The sequence below is a fragment of the Rhizobium sp. 2MFCol3.1 genome (assembly GCF_000377565.1).
In the GTDB taxonomy this organism is placed as follows: Bacteria; Pseudomonadota; Alphaproteobacteria; order Rhizobiales; family Rhizobiaceae; genus Rhizobium.
This window is the reverse complement of record NZ_KB898379.1, coordinates 1-25,015: the sequence shown is the minus strand read 5'-3', so window position 1 is coordinate 25,015 and position 25,015 is coordinate 1. Positions and strand designations below refer to the sequence as shown.

General features: G+C 62.0%; 28 protein-coding genes, 1 tRNA gene and 2 riboswitches. Of the genes, 19 read left to right on the top strand and 10 right to left on the bottom strand.

Annotated features, from left to right (window positions below):
• Positions 1–11 precede the first annotated feature (11 nt).
• The gene (gene rpiA / locus D460_RS0130195) at positions 12–710 is read right to left on the bottom strand and encodes a ribose-5-phosphate isomerase RpiA (RefSeq protein ID WP_018902352.1); all 699 of its coding nucleotides are present in this window, start codon (positions 708–710) and stop codon (positions 12–14) included.
• Positions 711–918: 208 nt separating this feature from the next.
• Between rpiA and D460_RS0130190 the strand changes: the two genes are divergently transcribed.
• Both D460_RS0130190 and D460_RS0130185 read left to right on the top strand, forming a co-directional pair.
• Positions 919–1,614, top strand: a complete 696-nt coding sequence (locus D460_RS0130190; protein ID WP_018902351.1) for an HAD family hydrolase — start codon at positions 919–921, stop codon at positions 1,612–1,614.
• Positions 1,615–1,881: 267 nt separating this feature from the next.
• Positions 1,882–2,250 (top strand): hypothetical protein, encoded by a 369-nt coding sequence (locus D460_RS0130185; RefSeq protein ID WP_018902350.1) that lies wholly within the window; start codon positions 1,882–1,884, stop codon positions 2,248–2,250.
• Between the two features lie 69 nt (positions 2,251–2,319).
• On the opposite strand, the gene lipB is transcribed toward D460_RS0130185, so the two are convergent.
• Complete coding sequence (gene lipB, locus D460_RS0130180) at positions 2,320–3,036, bottom strand: lipoyl(octanoyl) transferase LipB (RefSeq protein WP_081620013.1); 717 nt, start codon at positions 3,034–3,036, stop codon at positions 2,320–2,322.
• Positions 3,037–3,214: 178 nt separating this feature from the next.
• Here lipB and D460_RS0130175 point away from each other — a divergent pair.
• The 12 genes from D460_RS0130175 to fghA all read left to right on the top strand — a co-directional run bounded on the left by D460_RS0130175 (position 3,215) and on the right by fghA (position 13,187).
• Positions 3,215–3,299: transfer RNA gene (locus D460_RS0130175), tRNA-Leu, on the top strand.
• 133 nt (positions 3,300–3,432) lie between these two features.
• Positions 3,433–4,359: a DMT family transporter gene (locus D460_RS0130170; protein ID WP_018902348.1), complete on the top strand. Its 927-nt coding sequence runs from the start codon at positions 3,433–3,435 to the stop codon at positions 4,357–4,359.
• Between the two features lie 96 nt (positions 4,360–4,455).
• Positions 4,456–5,163: a hypothetical protein gene (locus tag D460_RS0130165; RefSeq protein ID WP_018902347.1), complete on the top strand. Its 708-nt coding sequence runs from the start codon at positions 4,456–4,458 to the stop codon at positions 5,161–5,163.
• Positions 5,164–5,268: 105 nt separating this feature from the next.
• Positions 5,269–7,278 (top strand): acetyl/propionyl/methylcrotonyl-CoA carboxylase subunit alpha, encoded by a 2,010-nt coding sequence (locus D460_RS0130160; RefSeq protein WP_018902346.1) that lies wholly within the window; start codon positions 5,269–5,271, stop codon positions 7,276–7,278.
• 100 nt (positions 7,279–7,378) lie between these two features.
• Positions 7,379–8,650 (top strand): hypothetical protein, encoded by a 1,272-nt coding sequence (locus tag D460_RS0130155; protein WP_018902345.1) that lies wholly within the window; start codon positions 7,379–7,381, stop codon positions 8,648–8,650.
• Between the two features lie 99 nt (positions 8,651–8,749).
• Entirely contained in the window at positions 8,750–9,877 is a 1,128-nt protein-coding gene (locus D460_RS0130150; RefSeq protein ID WP_018902344.1) for an S-(hydroxymethyl)glutathione dehydrogenase/class III alcohol dehydrogenase, read from the top strand.
• The gene (locus tag D460_RS0130145; protein ID WP_037112424.1) at positions 9,877–10,338 is read left to right on the top strand and encodes a GNAT family N-acetyltransferase; all 462 of its coding nucleotides are present in this window, start codon (positions 9,877–9,879) and stop codon (positions 10,336–10,338) included. The genes D460_RS0130150 and D460_RS0130145 overlap by 1 nt, the downstream gene beginning before the upstream one ends.
• A gap of 222 nt (positions 10,339–10,560) precedes the next feature.
• Positions 10,561–11,139, top strand: coding sequence for an S-(hydroxymethyl)glutathione synthase (gene gfa / locus D460_RS0130140; protein ID WP_018902342.1), 579 nt, complete (start codon positions 10,561–10,563; stop codon positions 11,137–11,139).
• Between the two features lie 161 nt (positions 11,140–11,300).
• A complete protein-coding gene (locus D460_RS0130135; RefSeq protein WP_018902341.1) occupies positions 11,301–11,558 on the top strand; it encodes a type II toxin-antitoxin system ParD family antitoxin in 258 nt (85 codons plus the stop codon).
• Positions 11,555–11,860 carry a type II toxin-antitoxin system RelE/ParE family toxin gene (locus D460_RS0130130; protein WP_018902340.1) on the top strand — a complete coding sequence of 102 codons (306 nt, stop codon included), beginning with the start codon at positions 11,555–11,557 and terminating at the stop codon, positions 11,858–11,860. Before D460_RS0130135 ends, D460_RS0130130 begins: the two co-directional genes overlap by 4 nt.
• A gap of 24 nt (positions 11,861–11,884) precedes the next feature.
• A complete protein-coding gene (locus D460_RS0130125) occupies positions 11,885–12,352 on the top strand; it encodes a YaiI/YqxD family protein (RefSeq protein WP_018902339.1) in 468 nt (155 codons plus the stop codon).
• Position 12,353: 1 nt separating this feature from the next.
• A complete protein-coding gene (fghA, locus tag D460_RS0130120) occupies positions 12,354–13,187 on the top strand; it encodes an S-formylglutathione hydrolase (protein ID WP_018902338.1) in 834 nt (277 codons plus the stop codon).
• A 119-nt stretch (positions 13,188–13,306) separates the two neighbouring features.
• On the opposite strand, the gene D460_RS0130115 is transcribed toward fghA, so the two are convergent.
• The 8 genes from D460_RS0130115 to D460_RS36240 all read right to left on the bottom strand — a co-directional run bounded on the left by D460_RS0130115 (position 13,307) and on the right by D460_RS36240 (position 19,102).
• Positions 13,307–13,699 carry a DoxX family protein gene (locus tag D460_RS0130115; protein ID WP_018902337.1) on the bottom strand — a complete coding sequence of 131 codons (393 nt, stop codon included), beginning with the start codon at positions 13,697–13,699 and terminating at the stop codon, positions 13,307–13,309.
• 125 nt (positions 13,700–13,824) lie between these two features.
• Positions 13,825–15,357 carry an acyl-CoA carboxylase subunit beta gene (locus tag D460_RS0130110; protein ID WP_018902336.1) on the bottom strand — a complete coding sequence of 511 codons (1,533 nt, stop codon included), beginning with the start codon at positions 15,355–15,357 and terminating at the stop codon, positions 13,825–13,827.
• A 23-nt stretch (positions 15,358–15,380) separates the two neighbouring features.
• Positions 15,381–15,851 carry a hypothetical protein gene (locus D460_RS0130105; protein ID WP_155947895.1) on the bottom strand — a complete coding sequence of 157 codons (471 nt, stop codon included), beginning with the start codon at positions 15,849–15,851 and terminating at the stop codon, positions 15,381–15,383.
• 75 nt (positions 15,852–15,926) lie between these two features.
• Positions 15,927–16,736, bottom strand: coding sequence for an ATP12 family chaperone protein (locus D460_RS0130100; RefSeq protein WP_018902334.1), 810 nt, complete (start codon positions 16,734–16,736; stop codon positions 15,927–15,929).
• A gap of 8 nt (positions 16,737–16,744) precedes the next feature.
• Complete coding sequence (locus tag D460_RS0130095) at positions 16,745–17,398, bottom strand: HAD-IA family hydrolase (RefSeq protein ID WP_018902333.1); 654 nt, start codon at positions 17,396–17,398, stop codon at positions 16,745–16,747.
• Positions 17,395–18,387, bottom strand: coding sequence for an RluA family pseudouridine synthase (locus tag D460_RS0130090; protein ID WP_018902332.1), 993 nt, complete (start codon positions 18,385–18,387; stop codon positions 17,395–17,397). Before D460_RS0130090 ends, D460_RS0130095 begins: the two co-directional genes overlap by 4 nt.
• 112 nt (positions 18,388–18,499) lie before the next feature.
• Positions 18,500–18,877 (bottom strand): fluoride efflux transporter CrcB, encoded by a 378-nt coding sequence (gene crcB, locus D460_RS0130085; RefSeq protein WP_018902331.1) that lies wholly within the window; start codon positions 18,875–18,877, stop codon positions 18,500–18,502.
• 66 nt (positions 18,878–18,943) lie between these two features.
• On the bottom strand, positions 18,944–19,102 hold the full coding sequence (locus D460_RS36240) for a hypothetical protein (protein ID WP_018902330.1): 159 nt from the start codon (positions 19,100–19,102) through the stop codon (positions 18,944–18,946).
• Between the two features lie 202 nt (positions 19,103–19,304).
• On the opposite strand from D460_RS36240, the gene D460_RS0130075 reads away from it, so the two are divergent.
• From D460_RS0130075 to D460_RS34160, 5 genes are all read left to right on the top strand, one after another.
• Entirely contained in the window at positions 19,305–19,574 is a 270-nt protein-coding gene (locus D460_RS0130075) for a hypothetical protein (protein ID WP_018902329.1), read from the top strand.
• Positions 19,575–19,687: 113 nt separating this feature from the next.
• A riboswitch (glycine riboswitch) is annotated at positions 19,688–19,775 on the top strand.
• 3 nt (positions 19,776–19,778) lie between these two features.
• Positions 19,779–19,860: riboswitch (glycine riboswitch) on the top strand.
• A gap of 71 nt (positions 19,861–19,931) precedes the next feature.
• On the top strand, positions 19,932–21,068 hold the full coding sequence (gene gcvT, locus D460_RS0130070; protein WP_018902328.1) for a glycine cleavage system aminomethyltransferase GcvT: 1,137 nt from the start codon (positions 19,932–19,934) through the stop codon (positions 21,066–21,068).
• 315 nt (positions 21,069–21,383) lie between these two features.
• Positions 21,384–21,746, top strand: coding sequence for a glycine cleavage system protein GcvH (gcvH, locus tag D460_RS0130065; RefSeq protein WP_018902327.1), 363 nt, complete (start codon positions 21,384–21,386; stop codon positions 21,744–21,746).
• Complete coding sequence (gene gcvP, locus D460_RS0130060) at positions 21,746–24,610, top strand: aminomethyl-transferring glycine dehydrogenase (protein ID WP_018902326.1); 2,865 nt, start codon at positions 21,746–21,748, stop codon at positions 24,608–24,610. Before gcvH ends, gcvP begins: the two co-directional genes overlap by 1 nt.
• A 238-nt stretch (positions 24,611–24,848) precedes the next feature.
• Positions 24,849–25,015, top strand: a 167-nt coding sequence (locus D460_RS34160; RefSeq protein ID WP_155947893.1) for a helix-turn-helix domain-containing protein, incomplete at its 3' end; no start/stop codon positions are given.

Sequence of the window (25,015 nt, the reverse complement as noted above, 5' to 3'; positions counted from 1 at the left end):
TCCAACTCCTGTTACCTTGTTGCCCGCAGCTCGCGCGCGCCCGCCGGACCGGCGATGATCGCCAGCGCGGCCATATTGAGAAAGAGCCCGTGCTCCACGACGCCGGGGATCGCATTCAACTGAGTTGAAAGCGCCTCTGCATCAGGAATACGGCCAAAAGATGCATCGATAATGTAGTGTCCACCATCCGTGGTGAAATTGCCGTCGCCGGATTGGCGCAGCGACAACGCACCCGAAAGGCCAAGCCTCGAAGCCGTCTTTTCGATCGCGATGCGCGTCGAAACGAGGCCGAACATGTTGACTTCGATCGGCAGCGGGAACGCGCCAAGTGTCTCCACCAGCTTGCTCTCGTCGGCGATGACGATCATGCGGCCGGATGTGGCGGCAACGATCTTCTCGCGCAGCAAGGCTCCACCGCCGCCCTTGATCAGCCCGAGCGCGGCATCGACCTCGTCGGCGCCGTCGATCGTCAGATCGAGTTCCGGCAGTTCGTCGAGCGATTTCAGGGGAACGCCGAGCTCGACACAAAGCCGTGCCGTGCGCTCCGATGTCGGAACGCCCTCGACCTTGAAACCGTCGGCGACCTTCTCGGCAAGCAACCGTACGAATTCCTCGGCCGTGCTTCCGGTTCCGATCCCGAGACGCATCCCATGCTCGACATGGGCGAGTGCCGCAGCCGCGGCCTTGATCTTCATTTCGCGGGCGTCCATGCGCCGCTTACTCCCAGTGTTACGTTACGCATTGTTACGTTGGTTGCGTTGTTTACACGGCCAGCCAGTCAAACGAAAGCCAAAATAACGTCAGACTTTCGAAATCCAAAGCACATGCGGGAGGCCTGCCAGGCCGGGCCAAAGCGTTGCTTTTGCGGCCTTCATCGCTTAACTCGGATGCATCCCAACTGAACAGGCGAAAACTCCATTGACCCCTGCCCTTGTCGTCTTCGATCTCGACGGAACCCTCCTCGACACCCATGTCGACCTTGTCGACAGCCTCAATTACACGATCGCAGCACTTGATCTTGCGCCGGTCACCTACGACGACCTGACGCATCTGGTCGGCCACGGCGCCAAGGTGATGATCGAAAGAGCCTGCAAGCTGCAGGGGCATCCGCTGGAGCCCGAGCAATTTCCTGCACTGCTCGAACGCTTCATCACGCACTACACGGATAACATGCCGGGCGCGACGGTCCCCTATCCCGGACTGATCGACGCGATGGATCAGTTGAAGGCCAAGGGATACAAACTCGCCGTCTGCACCAACAAGCTGGAAGGTCTTGCCCGCACCCTGCTGGAGCGCCTGCAGCTCACCCATTATTTCGACGCCATCACCGGCGGCGACACATTCGCGGTGCGCAAGCCCGATGCCGGCCATCTGCTCGGCACGATCGAAAAGGCTGGCGGCGACCCCAAGCGCACGATCATGATCGGCGACAGCGCCAACGATATCCTCGTCGCGCGCAATGCCGCGATCCCCTCGATCGCCGTGCCCTTCGGCTATTCCGACGTTCCGATCGAAAGCCTGCAGCCGACGCACATCATCAAGAGCTTCAGCGAGCTCACGCCGGAACTGGTGGACGAGCTGATCGACACGGCGGACCTGCGCAACGTTGTCTAACATTTTCGGTCAAAACGGGGTTGTTTTGGCCGAAAACATCATCTCATGATTGCCGAGATGGCGCCGCGTCACTCGCTGGTTTAGCGAATCGCAAGGCCAATCAAATAGCGATCAAACGCAGTCGCGGCGCCGTGATTTCATGTGAAAAAACGTGCGCGCGACTGTCAGATCCCCTTCACAATCCGGCCTCAATTGAGGCGCGAACTTGCTCTTGCCGAGGGTAATGGACGTCACATTGTGTGCAACAATGGATTGAGGAGATCTGATATGCGCATTCAATTTGCAGCCGCCGCAGCCGTGCTTACCCTCTGCCTTTCCGGCGCCGCCTTCGCCCAGCCGATGTATTCCAACGACTACACCAACGATAGCGACGGCTTCGCTCCCGTCAAAGTTGCTCCACCGAAGCCCGTCCACTACACGCAGCACAAGGCGCCGGAATATTCCGACGACTACACCAACGACAGCGATGGTTTCGCTCCCGTTCGCGTCGCACCGCCGGTCGACAAGATGTCGACGGCAAGCATCAAGCCACTCCCCCCATGCGCTGACTCGCCAAAAGGTCACGGCCTGCATACGGCAGGTGGTGACAGCGGCGCCTCGCACACCGATGCCTGCCGCGACGTCGGCACCAAGTAGACGTGAAAAAGCGAAAGGGCCGACGAAACGCCGGCCCTTTCTCAATATCAGTACCGTCTGATTCCGCGCTCAGCCGTTCACCGTCTCGCCGAAGACCGATTCGAACGATTCTCGCAGCAGCACATCCACATCATCCATCGTCACCGGCAGGCCGAGATCGACGAGGCTCGTGACCCCATAGGCCGAGATCCCGCAGGGAACGATTCCTCCGAAATGATCGAGATCGGGTTCGACATTGAGCGACAGCCCGTGAAACGTCACCCATTTGCGCAAGCGGATGCCGAGTGCGGCGATCTTGTCTTCCGCCACCGTTCCATCGGGCAGCGGCGGCCTGTCGGGGCGACAGACCCATACGCCGACGCGATCCTCGCGCCGCTCGCCGCGCACGTTCATCTCACCCAGCGTGCGAATGATCACCTCCTCCAGCGCCGCCACGAAGGCGCGAACATCCTGGCGGCGGCGTTTCAGGTCGAGCATCACATAGGCGACCCGCTGGCCGGGCCCATGATAGGTGTACTCCCCGCCCCGCCCGGTGGCGTGAACAGGAAAGCGGTCGGGCTGCACGAGATCGCGTGCATCTGCGCTGGTTCCGGCAGTATAGAGCGGCGGATGCTCAAGCAGCCACACCAGCTCGTCGCCCCCCTCGGCAATCGCTGCCACTTCCTGTTCCATGATATCCACAGCCTCCTGATAGGGCACCAGCCCATTGGAGATCCGCCAGCGCACCGGGCGCGAGCCGGCCTGTGGAAACATGGAAAAATCGAGGTCCGTTCGTAACATAGCCATTCCTTGCGGCCCGCAGCGCCTTTGATCGCGGGCTTTTTCGAGCATCTATATGGCTCCGAATTGCTGCCTTTACAAACGCTGTCACCTTCTTTGAAAAAATCTGTCACATGGCCCTTGTGTCCCGAAAAACCTTTTGCTACATGCTGCGTCGCCGGCACAAACCGGCACCTACCACGATGCGGTCGTGGCGGAATTGGTAGACGCGCAGCGTTGAGGTCGCTGTGGGGCAACCCGTGGAAGTTCGAGTCTTCTCGACCGCACCATCTCTCTCCTGAGGAGTGAGACAAGCCAGGGCAACTGGCTCCCGACGACGCGATATGTCGTCTGCGGCATCTCTTAACGAGAGATTTTATTGTTTATAACGGCTGGATCTCAGCCCAATGAAATTTCTCGAAGATGTCCGATAAAACCGACCTGCACAATCCCCTGCAAGGCATGGCGCTGATGGCCGGCGCGATGATCGTCCTCCCCGCCATGGATGCGATCGCCAAGTACATGGCGACGTTCGAGGGCATGTCGCCCGGCCAGGTCACTTTCTACCGATTCTTTTTCCAGCTTGTCTGCACGCTGCCGATTCTCTTCATGATATTCGGCTGGGGCGCGCTGTCGGCAAAGCGCCCCTGGATGAATCTGCTGCGCGGCGCGCTGCATGGGGCAGCGAGCCTCCTGTTTTTCGTCGCTGTCAAATACATGCCGCTCGCCGATGTCTTTGCCATCTATTTCGTCGAACCCTTCATGCTTGCCGGCCTTTCGGCGCTTTTCCTCGGCGACAAGGTCGGCTGGCGGCGTTGGACGGCGATCGTGGTTGGATTCGGCGGCGCGATGATCGTCATCCAGCCGAGCTATGAAGTCTTCGGCCTGAAAGCGCTGCTACCCGTCTGCTGCGCCTTCCTCTTCTCTCTCTATCTTTTCCTCAACCGCGCCATCGGCAATGCCGATTCGCCTTTGACGATGCAGACCATGGCCGGCATCGGCGGCACGCTTTTCATGTCCGGTGCGCTCATCGTCGGAAACGGCATGGGCGTCAGCGATTTCGACGTCTCGCTCCCGACATCGATTCTCGGCCTCGTGCTTCTGCTGATTCTCGGCTCGCTCTCCGGCTATGTGCACATGATCGTCGTCCGGGCCTTCCGCATGGCGCCGCTCTCGCTTCTGGCGCCGTTCCAGTATTTCGAGATCATCTCCGCCACCATCTTGGGCTACGCCCTGTTCGGCGATTTCCCGAACTTCTCCAAATGGATCGGAATCATGATCATCGTCGCCTCCGGCCTCTTCATCATCTGGCGCGAACGGGTGCAGGCGCGGGCCGCCAAACAGGCCTGAGCCGTAAACACCTTGTTAACTCCGCCTATTGAGAGAACATCAATTCGCTGGCGCTAGAAGAATCTTCGGCTTCATGATGAGGCCTGGAGAGAAAAGATGAGCGAAATTCGACTCGCTTTTCCGGCATGTGTCATCGCCGGAAAGCATCGACTTGGCGTGGAGGATATCGATCTTCTGCGCAGACACAGTTTTCCCGAGGGAATCAGAACTGCCGACGACGTCGTCGTCATGCTGGCACTGAACAATTCCTGCCCCGAGAAATGCCCCGAATGGAATAGCTATTTCGTGGAGCAGCTCGCGGCCTTCATCGTCCAATATAACTATCCGCAAGGCTCTCTCGACGAAATCAACGTCGCTTGGCTGATGCGCATGGTCGCGACCGACGGTGTCATTCATTCGGCGGTTGAGCTGGAGCTTGTGCTCCACGTCATCGAGATTTCCGCCTATGTGCCCGACGAGCTGCGCGCGTTTGCGCTCGATCAGCTGCGCCTGGCGCTATCGGACAATCGCGGCGCCTATCACAAGAGCCGCGCCATCGATCGCCGGGGAATCACCAGGCAGGATGTGGATTACATTATGCGCATCCTGCGCGCGCTCAGCGACGGCGGTACCATAACGGTACAGGCGCTCACCTGGGCGGTTATGATGCAGATCGGCGAAGAGACGCTTCCGGCGTCGAACCATCCGCGCTGGTCGCAGATCGTCTCGGCGCTTGCGCTCACCGATTACGCCGAGGCACCGCGTCGCACCCGCTGGCTCCGGATCGTCGACGACAGGCTCGGGACAGAGGCGGCCGTCGCCTGATCGCGACGCTTCTCTCCGTGCCCTATCCGTGCGTGTCCTATCCGTGATTGTGCGTTCCAGTCTTTATGCTTAAGACTCGGAACGCAGGTCACGGGTGGAGTCTTCATGTTCACGAAAATTCTGATCGCCAATCGCGGCGAGATCGCTTGCCGCGTCATCAAGACGGCGCGCCGCATGGGGATATCGACCGTCGCCGTCTATTCCGACGCCGACCGCGATGCGCTCCATGTCGAGATGGCCGATGAGGCCGTCCACATCGGCCCGGCGGCCGCCGCCGAAAGCTATCTCGTCGCCGAGAAGATCATCGACGCCTGCAAAAAGACCGGCGCTCAGGCCGTCCACCCCGGCTACGGCTTCCTCTCCGAGCGCGCCTCCTTCTGCGAAGCGCTGGAGAAGGAAGGCATCGTCTTCATCGGCCCGAAGCCCAAGGCGATCAATGCCATGGGCGACAAGATCGAATCGAAGAAATTCGCCAGCGCCGCCAATGTCTCCACCGTCCCCGGCTATCTCGGCGTCATCGAAAATGCCGAGCATGCCGAAAAGATCGCCGCCGAGATCGGCTATCCCGTGATGATCAAGGCGTCCGCCGGCGGCGGCGGCAAGGGCATGCGCATCGCCTGGACCGAGGCGGAAGTGCGCGACGGCTTTGACCGCGCCCGCTCCGAGGCCAAAAGCTCCTTCGGCGACGACCGCGTCTTCATCGAGAAATACGTCGTCGATCCCCGTCATATCGAGATCCAGGTGCTGGCCGACGCCCACGGCAATGTCATCTATCTCGGCGAACGCGAATGCTCCATCCAGCGCCGCAATCAGAAGGTTGCCGAAGAGGCGCCCTCGCCCTTCCTCGATGAGGCCACCCGCGCCGCCATGGGCGAGCAGTCGGTGGCGCTCGCCAGGGCCGTGGATTACCAGAGTGCCGGCACCGTCGAATTCATCGTCGATCGCGACCGCAATTTCTACTTCCTCGAAATGAACACCCGCCTGCAGGTCGAACACCCCGTCACTGAACTCGTCACCGGCATCGATCTCGTCGAGCAGATGATCCGCGTCGCTGCAGGCGAGAAACTCCCCTTCGCCCAGAAAGACATCGAGCTCAACGGCTGGGCCGTCGAAAGCCGCATCTACGCCGAGGATCCCTACCGCAACTTCCTGCCCTCGATCGGCCGCCTGACGCGCTACCGTCCACCGCAGGAAGGCAAGACCGGCAACGCGGTCGTCCGCAACGACACCGGCGTCTTCGAAGGCGCCGAGATTTCGATGTACTACGATCCGATGATCGCCAAACTCTGCACCTGGGCGCCGACCCGCGCTGAGGCCGTCGAGGCCATGGGCGAGGCGCTAGATGGCTTCGTGGTCGATGGCATCGAACACAACGTTCCTTTCCTTTCCGCCCTGATGAAGCACCCGCGCTGGCGCGAGGGCCGCCTGTCCACCGGCTTCATCGCCGAGGAATATCCCGATGGCTTCGCGCCCGTGATGCCCGATGAGAGCCAACGCGGCACCCTTGCCGCCATCGCTCTTTCCGCCTCGCTGATCGAAGCCAACCGCCGCGAAACCTTCGCCGACCGACTGCGCAGCGCTACCGATCCGCTGCGCGATCACTGGTGCGTCCGGCTCGGCGACGACTATATCGACGTGCGCCTGCTCGACGGTCTCGTAACCGTGCCCTTCGAGATGGACATGGAGGTCGCCGGGCAAACCTTGAGCGTCGTCACTGACTGGAGACCAGGCGAGCCGGTCTGGCGCGGCAAGGTCGGCAGGCAGCCGGTCACCGCGCAGCTGCGCCCGATCCTCAACGGCGTCAGGCTCGATTGGCAGGGCCTGTCGGTGAAATCCAAGGTGTTGACGCCGCGTCACGCTGAACTCGACCGCCTGATGCCGGTCAAGCTGCCGCCGGATACCTCCAAGCTCCTGCTCTGCCCGATGCCGGGACTGGTCGTCTCGATCGCAGTCACCGAGGGGCAGGAAGTGAAAGCCGGCGAAACGCTCGCGGTCGTCGAGGCCATGAAGATGGAGAACGTGCTGCGCGCTGAGCGCGACCTCGTGGTCGGCGTCGTCAACGCCAAGCCGGGCGAGAGCCTGGCGGTGGACGCCGTCATCATGGAGTTCGCCTGACCCGTTCCGGCACACCAGACCGTCACGTTCCGCTCCGCATTTATTAACGCGTCGCCGCTAGTCTTTAACCCATCCGGATCCCTGCCGGGTGGAGTAAGTGATGAGTGTCATGCAATCCGCGCTGCTACTGCTGTCTATCAATCTCGGCATGCTGTGGCTCCTGATGCGAATGCCCCTGGGGCTGAGAACGCTGCATGTCAGCCGCTCGTTCGATTGCACGCCGGAAACGCTGTGGACCGCCATGAACCCGATGGGTTCGAATGCCAGTTGGCACCATCAGGTGATATCGAGCCGGCAGATGGAGGTGGGCGGCAATGTCGTGGAGCAGACCTACCGCTATCAGGACAGAAACGATGCCCCCACACGCCGCCTGCTCGCGATTGAGCCTCTGGCGGCCCTTGCCTCTAATGCGCAGGGCTTTCAGTCATCCATCGTCGATGACAGCACCCTCGATGCCTCCTTCTGGAAGGACTATCGCGAGCGCCGCATCATCCGGCCCACCGCCGATGGCCGTGCCGTCTTGGAAGTCGACCAGACGGATCGCTATCGCGGCCTCGCCTTCCTGATCTTCCGCTACGTCGCGCTCCACCGCGAAATGAAGGCGCTTGATGGCTGGCTGAAGACCGGCATCTCGCAGCCGCAGGGCTATTTCGAACATCCGCTCGTGCAGGTGGCGCTCGCGATCCTCTCGACCCTGCTTCTCTGGCCCTTCCTCGGCCTCACGCAGCGCGGCCTGATGATATCGACCTTCCTGACGGTCGTCATCGCGCTGCACGAACTGGGCCACATGGCCGCCTACCGCATGTTCGGCCACACCTCTGTCCGCATGGTCTTCATTCCCTTCCTCGGCGGCATCGCCATCGGCAGCCGCCCGTACCGCTCGCTCTTCGAGGTCGCGACCTGCGCGCTGATGGGATCCGGCATGTCGGCATTTCTGGTGCCGATTCTCGTCCTTGGCCATAGCCTCGCCGATCACGGCATCCTTCCCGCCGCCGCCGATCCGCCCATCCTTGTCTTCCTGTTGATCCTCGGCGCCTTCAACCTGCTTAATCTTCTACCCATGCATCGTTTCGATGGCGGCCAGGTGCTGCGGCAGATATTCAGGACCAAGCGCTCACAGATCCTGGCGAGCTTTCTGGTGACGCTCTGCATCCTCGCTGTCGGCGCCGAAATCGGGCTTTCGGCTCGCTATCTCGGCATCGGCCTGCTGGTCTTCACCCTCGTCAGCATCATCGGCGGCGGCTCCTTCAAGCCGCGCGAGAAGCTTGATGAGATGAACGGCGGCGAGCGCATGCTTGTCTCCTTCGGTCTCTACGCCGCGATCGCCATGCACGGCTACGCCGTCATCACCGCCATCGACAGGCTGTTTTGACGCAGACGTTATAAAGGCGGGCGCTGCTCTTTTTCCTTGAGCCGCGCTCCTTACGCGTGCAAAAGTCCGCCCGATCAAATCAGCATATTGGAGACTAAAATGGACGTTCGCGCCGCTGTTGCCGTACAGGCAGGTAAACCACTCGAAGTGATGACCGTGCAGCTCGAAGGCCCCAAGGCCGGCGAAGTGCTGATCGAGGTGAAGGCGACGGGCATCTGCCACACCGACGACTTCACGCTCTCGGGCGCCGACCCGGAAGGTCTGTTCCCGGCGATCCTCGGCCATGAAGGCGCCGGCATCGTTGTCGACGTCGGCCCAGGCGTTACCTCGCTGAAGAAGGGTGACCACGTCATTCCGCTCTACACGCCGGAATGCCGCGAATGCTATTCCTGCACCTCGCGCAAGACCAACCTCTGCACCTCGATCCGCTCGACCCAGGGCCAGGGCGTCATGCCTGACGGCACCTCGCGCTTCTCGATCGGCAAGGACAAGATCCACCATTATATGGGCTGCTCGACCTTCGCGAACTTCACCGTTCTGCCTGAGATCGCGCTCGCCAAGATCAACCCCGACGCCCCCTTCGACAAGGTCTGCTACATCGGCTGCGGCGTCACCACGGGCATCGGCGCTGTCATCAACACCGCCAAGGTCGAGATCGGCTCCACCGCGATCGTGTTCGGCCTCGGCGGCATTGGCCTGAACGTGCTGCAGGGCCTGCGCCTTGCCGGCGCCGACATGATCATCGGCGTCGACATCAACAACGACCGCAAGGCCTGGGGCGAGAAGTTCGGCATGACCCACTTCGTTAACCCGAAGGAAGTCGGCGATGACATCGTGCCTTATCTCGTCAACATGACCAAGCGCCATGGCGACCTCATCGGCGGCGCCGACTACACCTTTGACTGCACCGGCAACACCAAGGTCATGCGCCAGGCGCTCGAATCCTCGCATCGCGGCTGGGGCAAATCCGTCATCATCGGCGTCGCCGGCGCCGGCCAGGAAATCTCCACGCGTCCGTTCCAGTTGGTCACCGGCCGCAACTGGATGGGCACCGCGTTTGGCGGCGCGCGTGGCCGCACCGACGTTCCGAAGATCGTCGACTGGTACATGGAAGGCAAGATCCAGATCGACCCGATGATCACCCACACCATGCCGCTCGAAGACATCAACAAGGGCTTCGACCTGATGCACAAGGGTGAATCGATCCGCGGCGTGGTGGTCTATTGATCACCCAGCCGAACTACACGGTCGACGCGCGGAGGCTCGATGAGCTCTCCGCCGTCGAGCTGTACGCGCTTCTTAAGATGCGCGTCGACGTCTTCGTCGTCGAGCAGAACTGCCCCTATCCGGAACTCGACGGCAAGGATGCGGACGCCCTGCATCTGCGCCTGCTGCAGGACGGCGAGCTCCTTGCCGCCGCCCGCATCTTCGCCCCGGCGGACAAGGGCGCGCCCGCCAAGATCGGCCGCGTCGTCGTCTCTCCTGATCATCGCGGCAAACGCCTCGGCGAGGCCGTCATGCGCGAGGCCATATCCGTCTGCGAAGAGCGCTATCCGCAAGCCCCGATCTACCTCTCCGCCCAAAGCCACCTCTCCCGCTTCTACGGCAGCTTCGGCTTCGAGACCACCTCCGAGGAATATCTCGAGGACGGCATCCCGCACGTCGATATGGTCAGGGCGGTACGCTGACCTGACGACCCAAACCAGCGAACCCCACCCTGCGGATTCGCTGGTTTTCACAAGGCCGGTTTGTTAGATTTGCATCCGACGTCCGACCCTGCCCGACAGGACTCAGGGAGCGCCAAGACACACCCACCACGCAATGCGGCACGACTTTGAAATGGCCGGCGGCTTTTTCACAAATCGGTCCTGATTTGGGAGCCATCGGCAGCTGAGGAGGAGAAGCTGAGCATGGCATATCAGGTATCGATCCACCCCGCGCTCGATGGCGGGGTCAAGAAAGGCCAGGCGAATTTCGGTGGCGGCACGCTCGTCTGCGCATGCGCCAGCCGCCCGGTCAAGGTAGCGGTCAAGGGCACGGTCGCCCATAACCATGCCTGCGGCTGCACCAAGTGCTGGAAGCCCAAGGGAGCCGCGTTCTCGGTTGTCGCGGTCGCTTCGACCGACAACGTCACCGTTCTCGAAAATGGCGACAAGCTCGCGGTCGTCGACAAGGACGCGCTGATCCAGCGCCACGCCTGCAAGGAGTGCGGCGTCCACATGTACGGCCCCGTCGAGCGCGACCATGCCTTCAAGGGCCTGTCCTTCGTTCACCCCGAACGCTTCCAGGAACCCGGCTGGCCCGAACCGACCTTCGCCGCCTTCGTCTCCTCGATCATCGAGAGCGGCACCCCACCCTCGGCAATGTCAGGCGTTCGCAGCCGCCTCGGCGAACTCGGCCTTCCGCCCTACGACTGCCTGAACCCTACGCTGATGGATGTGCTCGCGACCTTCGCCGCCAAGAAGGCCGGCACGCTGAAGGAGGCGTGAGGATCGACCTCACGGTCAAACCCGCTGCGCGTCGGCCGCGCGCAGCGACGAGGGCCAAGGTTCCCCGGTAGCGCCTTCGTACGCGCATCCATATATTTTTAGGAAGCGCCGACTGTGTCGATTTGATAAGCTGCAGCCAACGACAAACCAAGGGATCACGCATGTCCGCAACATCCGCCTTGTCTCTAACAAAACAGCAGCAGGATCTCATTGATCGTTTGGTCGAGACCGGCCGTTTCGACGGCGCGAACGACGTTGTGTCGACGGGCCTTCGCTTGGTCGAAGAACGTGAACGGGAAGCGGCGGCATTTATTGCCGGGCTCGAGGCCGAGATCGAAAAAGGGCTAGCCAGTGGCCCTTCGGAGCCGATGGAGCCGATGAAGGACCTCCTCGTCAAGTTCCGCACCGGAAAGATATGAGCCGCGGCGCGATACGTCGTCGACGGCTGTTCCTTTTGGATGCCCTTGATGCCTGGAACTTCATTGCCAAGGATAGCGAATCTCGCGCGGATGACTTCGCGCTGAAACTCGAAGACCGGGCACAGATATTTGCCGACAATCCGCTTCTTGGCGTAACCCGTTTTCCGAAGTTCCCCAACCTCCGGCTTTTTACTTTCAGGCAATATATCGTGATCTATGAACCCATTTCCGACGGATCGGGTATAGACCTCGTCCGCCTCATACATGCGGCACGAGACTATCACCGCTTCTTTGAAGACTGACACCACGGACACCGACAAAAACCCATGCACCATATCTACGTTGACGCAGACGCCTGCCCGGTCAAGCCCGAGGTCCTCAAGGTCGCCGAACGGCTCGGCATCGAGGTGACCTTCGTCGCCAACTCCGGCCTGCGCCCCTCGCGCGATCCGATGGTGCACAACGTCATCGTCTCCAACGGCTTCGACGCCGCCGACAACTGGATCGCCGAACATTGCGGATCGGGCGACGTGGTCGTCACCGCCGACGTGCCGCTCGCGGTGCGTTGCGTCGCGGCGGGCGCATTCGTCACCGGCCCCACCGGCCGCGTCTTCGACGACACCAATATCGGCATGGCGAGCGCTATGCGCGATCTCGGCGCGCATCTGCGCGAAACAGGCGAAAGCAAGGGCTACAACGCCGCCTTCGGTCCGAAGGACCGTTCCCGTTTTCTCGAAACATTCGATCGGCTGTGCCGCCGCGCCAAGGCCGTCACGCCACCACCAGGAGAGTAGAATGAACATCCTATCCCAGGCGACCGCCTTTGGCGGCATGCAGGGCGTTTTCACGCATACGTCCGAGGCTCTGAAGTGCGACATGACCTTTGCGGTCTTCGTGCCGCCGCAGGCTATCGAAAAGCCCTGCCCTGTCCTCTGGTATCTCTCGGGCCTCACCTGCACCCACGCCAACGTCATGGAAAAGGGCGAGTATCGCCGCATGGCGGCCGAACTCGGCCTGATCATCGTCTGCCCGGATGTCAGCCCGCGCGGCAACGACGTACCGGATGAACTGACCAACTGGCAGATGGGCAAGGGCGCGGGCTTCTATCTGAACGCCACCGAAGAGCCCTGGGCCGAAAACTATCAGATGTATACCTATATCACCGAGGAATTGCCCGCTTTCGTCAGCCAGCACTTCCGCATGGACATGGATCGCCAGGGCATCTTCGGCCATTCCATGGGAGGCCACGGGGCCATGACCATCGCGCTGAAGAACCCCGGCCGCTTCAAGAGCTGCTCTGCCTTCGCGCCGATCGTCGAGCCCTCGACGGCCGATTGGTCCGCTCCCGCCTTCGAAAAATATCTCGGCGCCGACCGCGCCGCATGGCGCCAGTACGATGCCTGCGCCTTGGTCAAGGATGGCGCACGCTTCCCGGAGTTCCTGATCGACCAGGGAAAGGCCGACGGCTTCCTTGAGAACGGGCTGCGCCCCTGGCTGTTCGAAGAAGCGATCAAGGGCACCGACATCAAGCTGAAGCTGCGCATGCACGAGCGCTACGACCACTCCTACTACTTCATCTCGACCTTCATGGACGATCACCTGAAGTGGCACGCCGAGCGTCTCGGCTGACAACACCCAGAAACACGATCGGCCCCGAAAGGGGCCGATCGGTTGATGCGCTCGTCCCCGACGCATCGCTTATGTTGCGTGATCAGACCGCGCCGCGGGATAGGCCCACGGCCGTCAGATCACGCCTTGTTCTTGTCGATCGCGAACGCGCCGGCGCCGGTGAACACCAGGGCCAGGAAGATGAAGCAATACAGGATTGCAGCTTCGCCGCCGTTCTCGGCCGGGAAGAAGCCACGCGGCTGGTGCGCCATGAAGTAGGCGACCGCCATCTGGCCCGACAGGATGAAGGCAACAGGGCGGGTGAAGAAGCCGACGAGGATCGCCAGACCGCCGATGGTCTCGAGCAGAGCGGCGAAGAGCATCAGCGGCGGCAGCGGACCGCCGGCACCCTGGGGGATCGGGAAGGCGAAAAGCTTCATCGTGCCGTGCTCGATGAAGAGCAGAGCGGTGATGATACGGAGCGCGGCAATCGCGTAGGGCTGATACGCGTTGAGGCGTTCGAAACTGGGCATAAGTCTCTCCTTAGGTCATAAGACAGAGGAGCGTTAGCGATCTGGTTGAAAACAGAGAAGTCACGATATCAGCCATTCCCATCACATCCGCTTGATTTTCATTGATTTTCCACGACTTCTTCACCTTAGAGGGGAATATTGTCGTGTTTCTTCCAGGGATTGGTGAGATCCTTGTTGCGCAGCATCTTCAACCCGCGCGCCAGCCGACGCCGCGTCGAGTGCGGCATGATCACCTCGTCGACATAGCCGCGCTCGGCCGCCACGAAGGGCGAAAGGAACCGCTCCTCGTACATCCGGGTATGCTCGGCGATCTTTTCCGGATCTGATATGTCCTTGCGGAAAATGATCTCGACCGCGCCCTTGGCGCCCATCACGGCGATCTGCGCCGTCGGCCAGGCATAGTTGAGATCCCCGCGCAGGTGCTTCGACGCCATCACATCGTAGGCCCCGCCGAACGCCTTGCGGGTGATCACCGTCAGCTTCGGCACGGTCGCCTCGGCATAGGCGAAGAGCAGCTTCGCCCCGTGCTTGATCAGCCCGCCATATTCCTGCGCCGTGCCCGGAAGGAAGCCCGGCACGTCCACGAAGGTGACGATCGGGATGTTGAAGCAGTCGCAGAAGCGCACGAAGCGCGCCGCCTTGCGTGACGCATCGCTGTCGAGAACGCCGGCCAGCACCATCGGTTGGTTGGCGACGAAGCCGACGGTCGAACCCTCGATCCGGCCGAAGCCGCAGACGATGTTCTTGGCGAAGCTCGCCTGGATCTCAAAGAAATCCCCCTCGTCCGCCGTCTTCAGGATCAGTTCCTTGATGTCGTAGGGCTTGTTGGCGTTGGCAGGCACAAGCGTATCCAGCGACGCATCCGTCTCGGTCACCGACTGGTAACATTCGATCTCGGGCACCGCAGACGTGTTCGATTGCGGCAAGAGATCGATCAGCCGGCGCACCTGCAGCAGCGCCTCGACATCATTGTCATAAGCGCCATCGGCGATCGAGGATTTCGTGGTGTGCACCGAAGCGCCGCCGAGTTCCTCGGCCGTCACCGTCTCGTTGGTCACGGTCTTCACGACATCAGGACCGGTCACGAACATGTACGAGGTGTCGCGCACCATGAAGATGAAATCGGTCATCGCGGGCGAATAGACATCGCCGCCGGCGCACGGCCCCATGATCACCGAGATCTGCGGAATGACACCCGAGGCCAGCACGTTGCGCTGGAACACCTCGGCATAGCCGCCGAGCGCTGCCACACCCTCCTGGATGCGCGCGCCGCCGGCGTCATAGATCCCGATGATCGGCGCCCGGTTCTTCAGCGCCATGTCCTGGACTTTGATGATCTTCTCGGCATGCGCTTCCGAAAGCGACCCGCCGAAGACCGTGAAATCCTTGGCGAAGACGAAGACCGCGCGGCCGTTGACCGTGCCCCATCCCGTCACCACGCCGTCGCCGGCGATCCGGCTCTTCTCCATGCCGAAATCGTTGGAGCGGTGTTCGACGAACATGCCGAACTCCTCGAAGGAACCCTCGTCGAGAATGAGGTCGATACGTTCGCGCGCCGTTAGCTTGCCGCGCTTGTGCTGCGCCTCGATCCTGCCCTCGCCGCCGCCCTTGCGGGCGATCTCACGGCGACGTTCAAGCTCTTCGAGAATTTCCTTCAAGGTGACCTCCCGTTACGGCGCGATTACTCCGAACCATGGTTGAGCGTAAAGATCGACCGGATACGCGCTGCGATGTTTTCAGCAAGAATTTCGTCGGATGCGTCCGAGACGTTCGAGCGGCTGAGCACGTCGAAGTTCGATACGGCGATGACGGTACCGTCCTCGACCGAAGCCGCATCGACCGTCACCTTCGCCGAACTCTGGCTATTGTCGTATCCCTGGTCCTTAGCGACGGACACGACGCGGATGGTCAGGACCACACGCGGATAGACCTCGGTGCGAACGGTGGCGTTGATCGCCTTGTTGACACGATCACCAACGCCCGCAAGCACCGCCGGCGGCACCTTCGGGCCGGATACGACCACGGCGCTGCGAACGTCGTAGATCGGTCCCGGCGGTTCCTTCGGCATCAGCGAGCCGCAGGAAACCAGCGCCAAAGCCGAAACGAGCGCGAGAAACGATAGTACAATTTTGGAAATAACCGACTGAAACATATTCATGACGAAAAACCGCATCCACCCCATTAAGAGTCGCGATCTTCGCCATAAAGACGGTCATGGCAATCTATTTCAGCCCTTCAGTGCCAAAAAAGCGCGCGTCGCGGACAGAAAATCGATGAAACGCAGCGCACGGCGCTCTTCCGCCTCTTCGTCGCTACCCCAGTGCTCGATCGTCCAGTCCTCTTCGAGATGCGCCAGCGACCACACCTCGGTTTCATCGAGCTCGCCTTCGGCAAAAGCCAGCGCCAGAAGTGCGGATCCCGTCAGCGTCGTGATCGTGTGCAGCACGGCAAGCGCAATCGCATTGTCGTGCTTGCGCAGCGCCGCCGAAAATGCGGCAATCGCGCTCTGCGGCTGCTGCTGGTGCACGATGCCCTCGGCGAGAATGAAGCGCGCACCGAGCGTATTCGACGCCCAATCAAGCACCGGATCCCAGAGCTTGGTCTGCCGCGCCACCAGCTCTTCCGGCCCCTCGGCGCGGTAGCAGAGCATGTCGGTGCCGGAAAAGCGCAAGATGTCTTCGAAGACGGCCTGCGTGTCGGTCGAAACACCATCGATCGCCGTGTTGATCAGCTTGGTCAACGGCATGGAGCCTGGATCGATCTCGTCGCCTTGAGCCTTCCACTCGTCCGCCATCAGCTCGGCAAGCTTGCGCGTCGGCGCAGCCAGGAGATTGCGGGCCGGCGTGCGCACAGCCTTGCCGTCGAGCTCAACGACGAAGCCAACGTCGGTGCCTTGCGGGCCGGCGCCTTGGGCCTCGCTCACCGAGACGTCCTTATAAAAACGCTTCGGCAGCGGCTTCTTCATCTGGATCTGCGCGCGGCGGATCGGATCGGGATGGCTCAGCCCCTCGGACAGGTCGTTCAACAGATCACGCATGGCTCACCTCAGGAAAAATGCTTCAGAATGTCGGCCGGATGGTAGGCGATCGTATCGGCACCGGCAGCAACCAGGTCTTCGACGCTGGCATAACCCCAGGACACGCCGATCGCCGTGGCGCCCGCTGCCTTTGCCATCTGCATATCGTAAATCGCGTCGCCGATGACAATGGTATCGGCGGGATTCATCCCCGTTTCGCTGCAGCATTCCGTCACCATGGCCGGATGCGGCTTCGACGGACAATCGTCTGCGGTGCGCGACACGATGAAATCGCCGGAAAAACCGTGCGTCTCCAGAATATGCACCAGCCCGCGGCGCGACTTGCCGGTGACGGCGCCGATCAGCACCTCGTCCTTTGCAGCCAGCGTACGGATCAGCTCGCTGATGCCGTCGAACAGCGGCACGTCGACACCGGCTTCAGCGCGCACATCGGCGTAGATCGCCTTGTAATGCGCCGTCATCGCCACGGCCTCGTCATCCACATGCGGCTTGCCCTGCATGCGCGCGATCGCGATGTCGAGCGTCAGCCCGATGATCGCCTTCGTCTGCGAGAGTTCGGGCTGGTCATGGCCAAAATGCACGAAGGTCCGCGCCATCACCTCATGGATCAGCGCGGCGCTATCAACGAGCGTGCCGTCGCAATCGAACAATGCCAGTTTCATTCGAAATCTTCCCGATCCGCCTCAGCCAGATCGAGGCCGAGCAGGTTCCAGGTCTGGACCATGTGCGGCGGCAGCGGCGCGGTCACACGCAGGCGCCCGCCGTTCGGATGCGGAATGTCGATCTTGCGGGCATGCAGGTGCAGCCGCTTCTGGATACCGCCAGGAAAATCCCAGTTGTGGTCGTCGTCAAAATACTTGGGATCGCCGATAATCGGATGACCGATATGCAGCGCGTGGACGCGCAGCTGGTGCGTTCGGCCGGTATAGGGCTCCATTTCCAGCCAGGCGAGGTTCTGCGCCGCCGTCTCGCGCACTTTGTAATAGGAGATCGCGTGATCGGCGCCCTCCTCGCCATGCTTGCAGACCCGCATCCGGTCGCCATCCGGCGTCTGTTCCTTCACCAGCCAGGTCGAGATCTTGTCCTCGTGCTTGCGCGGCACGCCCTTCACCAGCGACCAGTAGGTCTTCTTGGTGTCGCGCTCGCGAAACGCCGCCGTCAGCTTCTGCGCGGCACCGCGCGTGCGGGCGATGACGAGCACGCCCGAGGTGTCGCGGTCGAGACGGTGCACCAGCCGTGGCTTCTCGCCCTTCGGGCTCGTCCAGGCCTCCAGCATCTTGTCGATGTTGCGCGTCACACCGGACCCGCCCTGCACGGCAAGGCCGGCCGGCTTGTTGAGCACGATCACCTTGTCGTCCTCATGCAGCACCATGCGCTGCAACAGTTCGTAGTCGCCGCCATGCTTCAGATCGTGGCTGGCGATCGGCCCGGCCTTCTTGGCGTCGACATCCAGCGGCGGCACGCGCACCACCTGCCCCGGCTGTACGCGCGCATCGGTCTTCACGCGACCACCATCGACACGCACCTGGCCGGAGCGCATCAGCTTCTGCAGCGGACCGAATCCGAGGCCGGGATAGTGGATCTTGAACCAACGATCGAGGCGCATGCCCGCCTCGTCGGCTTCGACGGTAATATGTTCAATGCCAGCCATGTCTGTACTTTCGGAAAGAGTTGCCGGCACCAGGCGCGGCCTTTGCCGCTGGCTTTAGAGCATTTTACGCAAAAACGGAAACCTGAATCTCAGAGGACGTCAGATCCCCCTCTCAGATCAACGCCCGCATGATCGCAAGCCCGGCAAAAACAGCCGCCATCGACAGCCCGACACTTGCCACCATATAGACCGCCGCCGACGCCATCGCCCCGCGCTCGATCAGCGAGATGGCATCCAGCGAGAAGGCCGAGAACGTCGTGAAGCCGCCGAGAAACCCGGTGATCAGCAAAAGCCGCAATTCGTTCGACGCATTGAAACGCCGTGCGATCAGCTCCGCGAAGACGCCGATGACGAAACAACCGACAACATTGACAACAAGCGTCCCCCACGGAAAATTCGGGCCCATCAGCCGCAACGACCACTGGCCGACATAATAGCGAAGCACGGAACCGATGGCGCCGCCGACGGCGACGAGAAGAGCCTGGATCATAGGCTTTGTGTAGCGCAGGCCGGATGCGTTGCCAATTGACCGCTATCGATACAGTTCACCGCCACCTCAATAGCTGCACGGCCGGTCATTGTCGAAGCCATAGGCGCAGGCCGAGTTCAGCGGCATGCGGGGATTGCGGCTTTGCTCCGTCGAGGTGCAGGCCGTGGTGACGAATGCAGTGACGACAAGCGCCCCAGCCAGGGCAAGCGAGTGAAAACGGCGCATCTGAACTCCTCCTTTGAAGGACCGGCACTATTCTGTTGTTGAGTAATGCAAGAAGTAACGAGGCAATGAGACAGATATAGAGGCGCACTACATTTGCACTATAGCTTAAAAACTCAAATCCAGCACAAGAACCATCACAAAAGGTAATATTTTAGCGATATTCTTAGCGCCACGGGAAGGTCCGCTGTCCTAAATCTGTCACATGACAGTTCTGGTTGGTTCCATTTCGGCAAGTACGGCGGCCGCGGCGTTTGAAGCGCTGCGCATCCCCCCGCGCGTCTCCGCCAGCACCGCCGCCAAGGATGCCCGCAAGGTCGCCGACATCAAGCGCCGAACCGATGCCGGCCAGGATACCGATGAATCGGCCGCCGTCATCAACTCCACCGAAGTCGCGCTCGACCTGATGACCATGGGCCAGCGCCAGCCGCAGGCGGCCCTGCAGCAGGCGCTCAAGCTTTACGAAGAAGACTAAGACCACCCGTCCCGATCAATCCGAAATTCGACCGGCGAAGAAGACCGCGACAAAAAATTGCGCGCCGGCGACATTCCCCCTTGCCAAGCACCGCCATCGCCAGATAATTGCGCTCAACCTTGTTGGGAGAAGCCGGCTCGTCGCAGCCGGTGCCGAAGGAGCAACCGCCCCGGAAACTCTCAGGCAAAAGGACCAGCAAGGGGCAGACGGAACTCTGGAGAGACGCGTTCTTAGAAACGCGCGCCGAAGGGATAACAATCTCAGGCAAACAGACAGAGGGGGCTCGAAACAAGGCGCAACCGCGCCCGAATATTTGAGCTCGCGCATGGAACCCACGCGCAAACACCGGAGGCGTCCTTGGACGATACTGCTGCCCTGAAGAAAACCCCGCTGCATGACCTGCATCTGTCGCTCGGCGCCCGCATGGTGCCCTTCGCGGGCTATGACATGCCGGTGCAATATCCGGCCGGCGTCATGAAGGAACATCTGCAGACCCGCGCAGCCGCCGGTCTCTTCGATGTCTCCCACATGGGCCAGGTCGTCATCAAGGCGAAGTCGGGCAAGTATGAGGACGTCGCACTCGCGCTCGAAAGCCTCGTTCCCGTCGATATTCTCGGTCTTGCCGAGGGACGCCAGCGCTACGGTTTCTTCACCGATGAAAACGGCGGCATCCTCGACGACCTGATGATCACCCATCTCGACGACCACCTCTTCGTCGTCGTCAACGCCGCCTGCAAGGATGCCGACGTCGCGCATCTGAAGAAGCACCTTTCCGACACCTGCGACATCACGGTGCTAGACCGCGCGCTGATCGCGCTGCAGGGTCCGCGCGCCGTCGAAGCGCTGGCCGAACTCTGGGCCGATGTCGCCGCCATGAAATTCATGGACGTGCGCCACTGCCGCCTGCACGACGTCTCCTGTCTCGTCTCGCGCTCAGGCTACAGCGGCGAGGATGGCTACGAGATCTCGATCCCTTCGGACATGGCCGTCGATGTCACCAAGCGGTTGCTCGAGCATCCCGACGTCGAGCCGATCGGCCTCGGCGCCCGCGACAGCCTGCGCCTCGAAGCCGGCCTCTGCCTCTACGGCAACGACATCGACACCACCACGACCCCCGTCGAGGCAGCCCTCGTCTGGGCCATCCAGAAAGCCCGCAAATCGGGCGGCGCCCGCGCCGGCGGCTTCCCCGGCGCCGAACGCATCCTCTCCGAACTCGACAACGGCGCAACCCGCCGCCGCGTCGGCCTGAAGCCCGACGGCAAGGCCCCGGTGCGCGGCCACGCCAAGCTCTATGCCGACCAGGAAGGCAAGACCGTCATCGGCGAAGTGACCTCAGGCGGCTTCGGCCCCAGCGCCGAAGGCCCCGTTGCCATGGGTTACGTGCCGGTCGCCTCTGCCGACGTCGGAACGGTCGTCTACGCCGAGGTTCGCGGCAAGTACCTGCCGGTGACAGTCGCGGCCCTGCCCTTCGTCACGCCGACTTACAAGCGATAAGACCATGAGCGCGGCGGCGATCCATATCGTTGCAATGCCTGTTCAGGCGCACTGTTCGCAGGCCGCCGTCGCTGGCGATGCGCGAGGATTACCCCCCTCTGCCCTGCCGGGCATCTCCCCCACAGGTGGGGAGATTGGCTGGACGCACCCGCTCGCTCGACCTTCATTGTTTGACGTAGGCCTCCCCACTCGCCGATCTCCCCCCTTGTGGGGGAGATGTCCGGCAGGACAGAGGGGGGTAACGCTGGGCACAACGTCCAATATCGACACAACCAAATTCCACCAAACACCCCATTCCCCAGAGAGGACCATCCCATGCTGAAATTCACCGAAGAACACGAATGGCTGCAGATCGAAGCAGGTGTCGCCACCGTCGGCATCACCACCTATGCCGTCGAGCAGCTCGGCGATCTGGTGTTCGTGGAACTGCCTGAAGTCGGCGCCACCTTCGGCAAGAACGACAACGCGGCCACCGTCGAATCCGTCAAGGCCGCCTCGGATGTCTACTGCCCGCTGGAAGGCGAGATCACCGAAGTGAACCCCGCCATCGTCGCCGATCCGTCGCTGGTCAATTCAGACCCTCAAGGGTCTGGCTGGTTCTTCAAGCTGAAGCTCGCCAACGCCGCCGATGCCGATGGCCTCCTCGACGAAGCGGCCTACAAGGAGCTCACCGCGTAATGACGACGCCGACGGAATTTCAGTTTACCGACTACCAGCCCTACGACTTCGCCAATCGTCGTCACATCGGCCCCTCGCCGGCTGAAATGACCGATATGCTCAAGGTCATCGGCTATAACAGCCTCGACGGGCTGATCGACGCGACCGTGCCGCCCTCCATCCGCCAGAAGGCGCCGCTCCTCTGGGGCGCGCCGATGACGGAGCGCGAGGCGCTCGACAAGCTGCGCGAAACCGCCAACAAGAACAAGGTCCTGACCTCGCTGATCGGCCAGGGCTATTACGGCACGATCACGCCGCCGGTCATCCAGCGCAACATCCTGGAAAACCCGGCCTGGTACACGGCCTATACGCCCTACCAGCCGGAAATCTCCCAGGGCCGCCTCGAGGCGCTCCTGAACTACCAGACGATGATCTGCGACCTGACCGGCCTCGACATCGCCAACGCCTCGCTGCTCGACGAAGCGACGGCCGCTGCCGAAGGCATGGCCATGGCCGAGCGCGTCTCCAAGTCGAAGGCCAAGGCCTTCTTCGTCGACGCCGCCTGCCATCCGCAGACCATCGAGCTGATCAAGACCCGCGCCGAGCCGCTCGGCTGGAGCGTCGTCATCGGCAACCCCTTCACCGATCTCGACCCGGTCGACGTCTTCGGCGCCATCTTCCAGTATCCGGGTACGCACGGCCATGTGCATGATTTCACCGGCCTGATCTCGCGCCTGCACCAGACCGGCGCCATCGCCATCGTCGCCGCCGACATCCTGGCGCTGACGCTTCTGAAGTCGCCTGGCGAAATGGGCGCCGACATCGCCATCGGCTCGTCGCAGCGCTTCGGCGTTCCCGTCGGCTACGGCGGCCCGCACGCGGCCTACATGTCGGTCAAGGATGCCCACAAGCGCTCCATGCCCGGCCGTCTGGTCGGCGTCTCGGTCGATGCCCGCGGCAACCGCGCCTATCGCCTGTCGCTGCAGACCCGCGAACAGCACATCCGCCGCGAAAAGGCGACGTCGAACATCTGCACCGCGCAGGTTCTGCTCGCCGTCATGGCCTCGATGTACGCCGTCTTCCATGGACCCAAGGGCATCAAGGCGATCGCCCAGCAGGTCCACCAGAAGGCCGTGCTGATGGCCAAGGGCCTGGAAAAGCTCGGCTACACCATCGAGCCGGAGACCTTCTTCGACACCATCACCGTCGATGTCGGCCACATGCAGGGCGTCATCCTGCGCGCGGCGGTCGCCGAAGGTGTCAACTTGCGCAAGGTCGGCGCCACCAAGATCGGCATGAGCCTCGACGAGCGCACCCGCCCGGCGACGCTGGAAGCCGTCTGGCGCGCCTTCGGCGGCAACTTCGCCGTCGCCGATTTCGAGCCGAGCTATCGCCTGCCCAAGGGTCTCGCCCGTATCAGCGAGTACCTGACGCATCCGATCTTCCACATGAACCGCGCCGAAAGCGAGATGACGCGTTACATCCGTCGTCTGTCGGACCGCGATCTGGCGCTCGACCGCTCGATGATCCCGCTCGGTTCCTGCACGATGAAACTCAACGCCACGGCCGAAATGCTGCCGATCACATGGCCGGAATTTTCGGATATTCATCCCTTCGTGCCGGCTGACCAGGCGCTCGGCTATCGCGAGATGATCGACGATCTCACCGAAAAGCTCTGCGCCGTCACCGGCTACGATGCCTTCTCCATGCAGCCGAACTCCGGCGCGCAGGGCGAATATGCAGGCCTCTTGACGATCCGCAACTACCACATCGCCAACGGCAACGGTCATCGCGACGTCTGCCTGATCCCGACATCCGCGCACGGCACCAACCCCGCATCCGCCCAGATGGTCGGCATGAAGGTCGTGGTCGTCAAGGTTCGCGAAAACGGCGACATCGACCTCGACGACTTCCGCGCCAAGGCCGAGCAGCATTCGGAGAACCTCTCCTGCTGCATGATCACCTACCCCTCGACGCATGGCGTGTTCGAGGAAACGGTGAAGGAGATCTGCGATCTCGTGCACAAGCATGGCGGCCAGGTCTATCTCGACGGCGCCAACATGAACGCCATGGTCGGCCTATCCCGCCCTGGTGACATCGGCTCCGACGTCAGCCACCTCAACCTGCACAAGACCTTCTGCATCCCGCATGGCGGCGGCGGACCCGGCATGGGCCCGATCGGCGTCAAGTCGCATCTCGCTCAGCATCTCCCCGGCCATCCTGAAACCGACGGTCGTTCGGGTGCCGTATCGGCGGCAGCCTTCGGCTCGGCATCCATCCTGCCGATCTCCTGGAGCTACTGCCTGATGATGGGCGGCGAAGGCCTGACGCAGGCAACCAAGGTGGCGATCCTCAACGCCAACTACATCGCCGCGCGGCTGAAGGGCGCCTACGACGTGCTCTACAAGTCCGAGGCTGGCCGCGTGGCGCATGAGTGCATCATCGACACCCGTCCGCTGGTCGACAGCGCAGGCGTCACCGTCGATGACGTCGCAAAGCGCCTGATCGACTGCGGCTTCCACGCCCCGACCATGAGCTGGCCGGTTGCCGGCACGCTGATGATCGAGCCGACGGAATCGGAGACCAAGGCCGAACTCGACCGCTTCTGCGAGGCCATGCTGGCGATCCGCCAGGAAGCCCGCGACATCGAGGAAGGCCGCTCGGACAAGACCAACAACCCGCTGAAGAACGCCCCGCACACGGTCGAAGACCTCGTCGGCGAATGGGACCGCCCCTATTCGCGCGAACAGGCCTGCTTCCCCCCCGGCGCCTTCCGCGTGGACAAATACTGGTCCCCGGTCAACCGCGTCGACAACGTCTTCGGCGACCGCAACCTGATCTGCACCTGCCCACCGCTGGAAGCCTACGCCGAAGCGGCCGAGTAAGGATACGACATCGAAACGCCCGGCTTTGTCCGGGCGTTTTGGTGTTTGGGGGATGGTTGATCCGGTCGGGGACTGACGGATGAGGAGCGTGATACCCATCATCGCCAACCCATTGATCGAGCGCCACAATCCTCGCTCGACCGTCATCCTCGGGCTTAGTTGTACAGCCTTGATACATACCTGACAGATGTTCGGAGACATGCCTGACACTTTTCGGATTTGGATCCGGGAGGTTTCGATGGCTTGGCGGGCGAGGTCGGTTGTGGACGAGCGTTTGGAATTCTGTCGGCTGGCGGGGCTTGAGGGGGCGAACGTGTCGGCCCTTTGCGAGCGCTTCGGCATCAGCCGCCAGACGGGCTATGTCTGGTTGAAGCGGTTTGCCGCCGGCGAGGCGGTCGATGACCG

Bases quoted from the DNA above. Each gene is read 5' to 3' on its own strand.
- rpiA (WP_018902352.1), bottom strand. From the start codon at position 710: ATGGACGCCCGCGAAATGAAGATCAAGGCCGCGGCTGCGGCACTCGCC.
- D460_RS0130185 (WP_018902350.1), top strand. From the start codon at position 1,882: ATGCGCATTCAATTTGCAGCCGCCGCAGCCGTGCTTACCCTCTGCCTT.
- lipB (WP_081620013.1), bottom strand. From the start codon at position 3,036: ATGGCTATGTTACGAACGGACCTCGATTTTTCCATGTTTCCACAGGCC.
- D460_RS0130170 (WP_018902348.1), top strand. From the start codon at position 3,433: ATGTCCGATAAAACCGACCTGCACAATCCCCTGCAAGGCATGGCGCTG.
- D460_RS0130165 (WP_018902347.1), top strand. From the start codon at position 4,456: ATGAGCGAAATTCGACTCGCTTTTCCGGCATGTGTCATCGCCGGAAAG.
- D460_RS0130160 (WP_018902346.1), top strand. From the start codon at position 5,269: ATGTTCACGAAAATTCTGATCGCCAATCGCGGCGAGATCGCTTGCCGC.
- D460_RS0130155 (WP_018902345.1), top strand. From the start codon at position 7,379: ATGAGTGTCATGCAATCCGCGCTGCTACTGCTGTCTATCAATCTCGGC.
- D460_RS0130150 (WP_018902344.1), top strand. From the start codon at position 8,750: ATGGACGTTCGCGCCGCTGTTGCCGTACAGGCAGGTAAACCACTCGAA.
- gfa (WP_018902342.1), top strand. From the start codon at position 10,561: ATGGCATATCAGGTATCGATCCACCCCGCGCTCGATGGCGGGGTCAAG.
- D460_RS0130135 (WP_018902341.1), top strand. From the start codon at position 11,301: ATGTCCGCAACATCCGCCTTGTCTCTAACAAAACAGCAGCAGGATCTC.
- D460_RS0130130 (WP_018902340.1), top strand. From the start codon at position 11,555: ATGAGCCGCGGCGCGATACGTCGTCGACGGCTGTTCCTTTTGGATGCC.
- D460_RS0130125 (WP_018902339.1), top strand. From the start codon at position 11,885: ATGCACCATATCTACGTTGACGCAGACGCCTGCCCGGTCAAGCCCGAG.
- fghA (WP_018902338.1), top strand. From the start codon at position 12,354: ATGAACATCCTATCCCAGGCGACCGCCTTTGGCGGCATGCAGGGCGTT.
- D460_RS0130115 (WP_018902337.1), bottom strand. From the start codon at position 13,699: ATGCCCAGTTTCGAACGCCTCAACGCGTATCAGCCCTACGCGATTGCC.
- D460_RS0130105 (WP_155947895.1), bottom strand. From the start codon at position 15,851: ATGTTTCAGTCGGTTATTTCCAAAATTGTACTATCGTTTCTCGCGCTC.
- D460_RS0130100 (WP_018902334.1), bottom strand. From the start codon at position 16,736: ATGCGTGATCTGTTGAACGACCTGTCCGAGGGGCTGAGCCATCCCGAT.
- D460_RS0130095 (WP_018902333.1), bottom strand. From the start codon at position 17,398: ATGAAACTGGCATTGTTCGATTGCGACGGCACGCTCGTTGATAGCGCC.
- D460_RS0130090 (WP_018902332.1), bottom strand. From the start codon at position 18,387: ATGGCTGGCATTGAACATATTACCGTCGAAGCCGACGAGGCGGGCATG.
- crcB (WP_018902331.1), bottom strand. From the start codon at position 18,877: ATGATCCAGGCTCTTCTCGTCGCCGTCGGCGGCGCCATCGGTTCCGTG.
- D460_RS36240 (WP_018902330.1), bottom strand. From the start codon at position 19,102: ATGCGCCGTTTTCACTCGCTTGCCCTGGCTGGGGCGCTTGTCGTCACT.
- D460_RS0130075 (WP_018902329.1), top strand. From the start codon at position 19,305: ATGACAGTTCTGGTTGGTTCCATTTCGGCAAGTACGGCGGCCGCGGCG.
- gcvH (WP_018902327.1), top strand. From the start codon at position 21,384: ATGCTGAAATTCACCGAAGAACACGAATGGCTGCAGATCGAAGCAGGT.
- gcvP (WP_018902326.1), top strand. From the start codon at position 21,746: ATGACGACGCCGACGGAATTTCAGTTTACCGACTACCAGCCCTACGAC.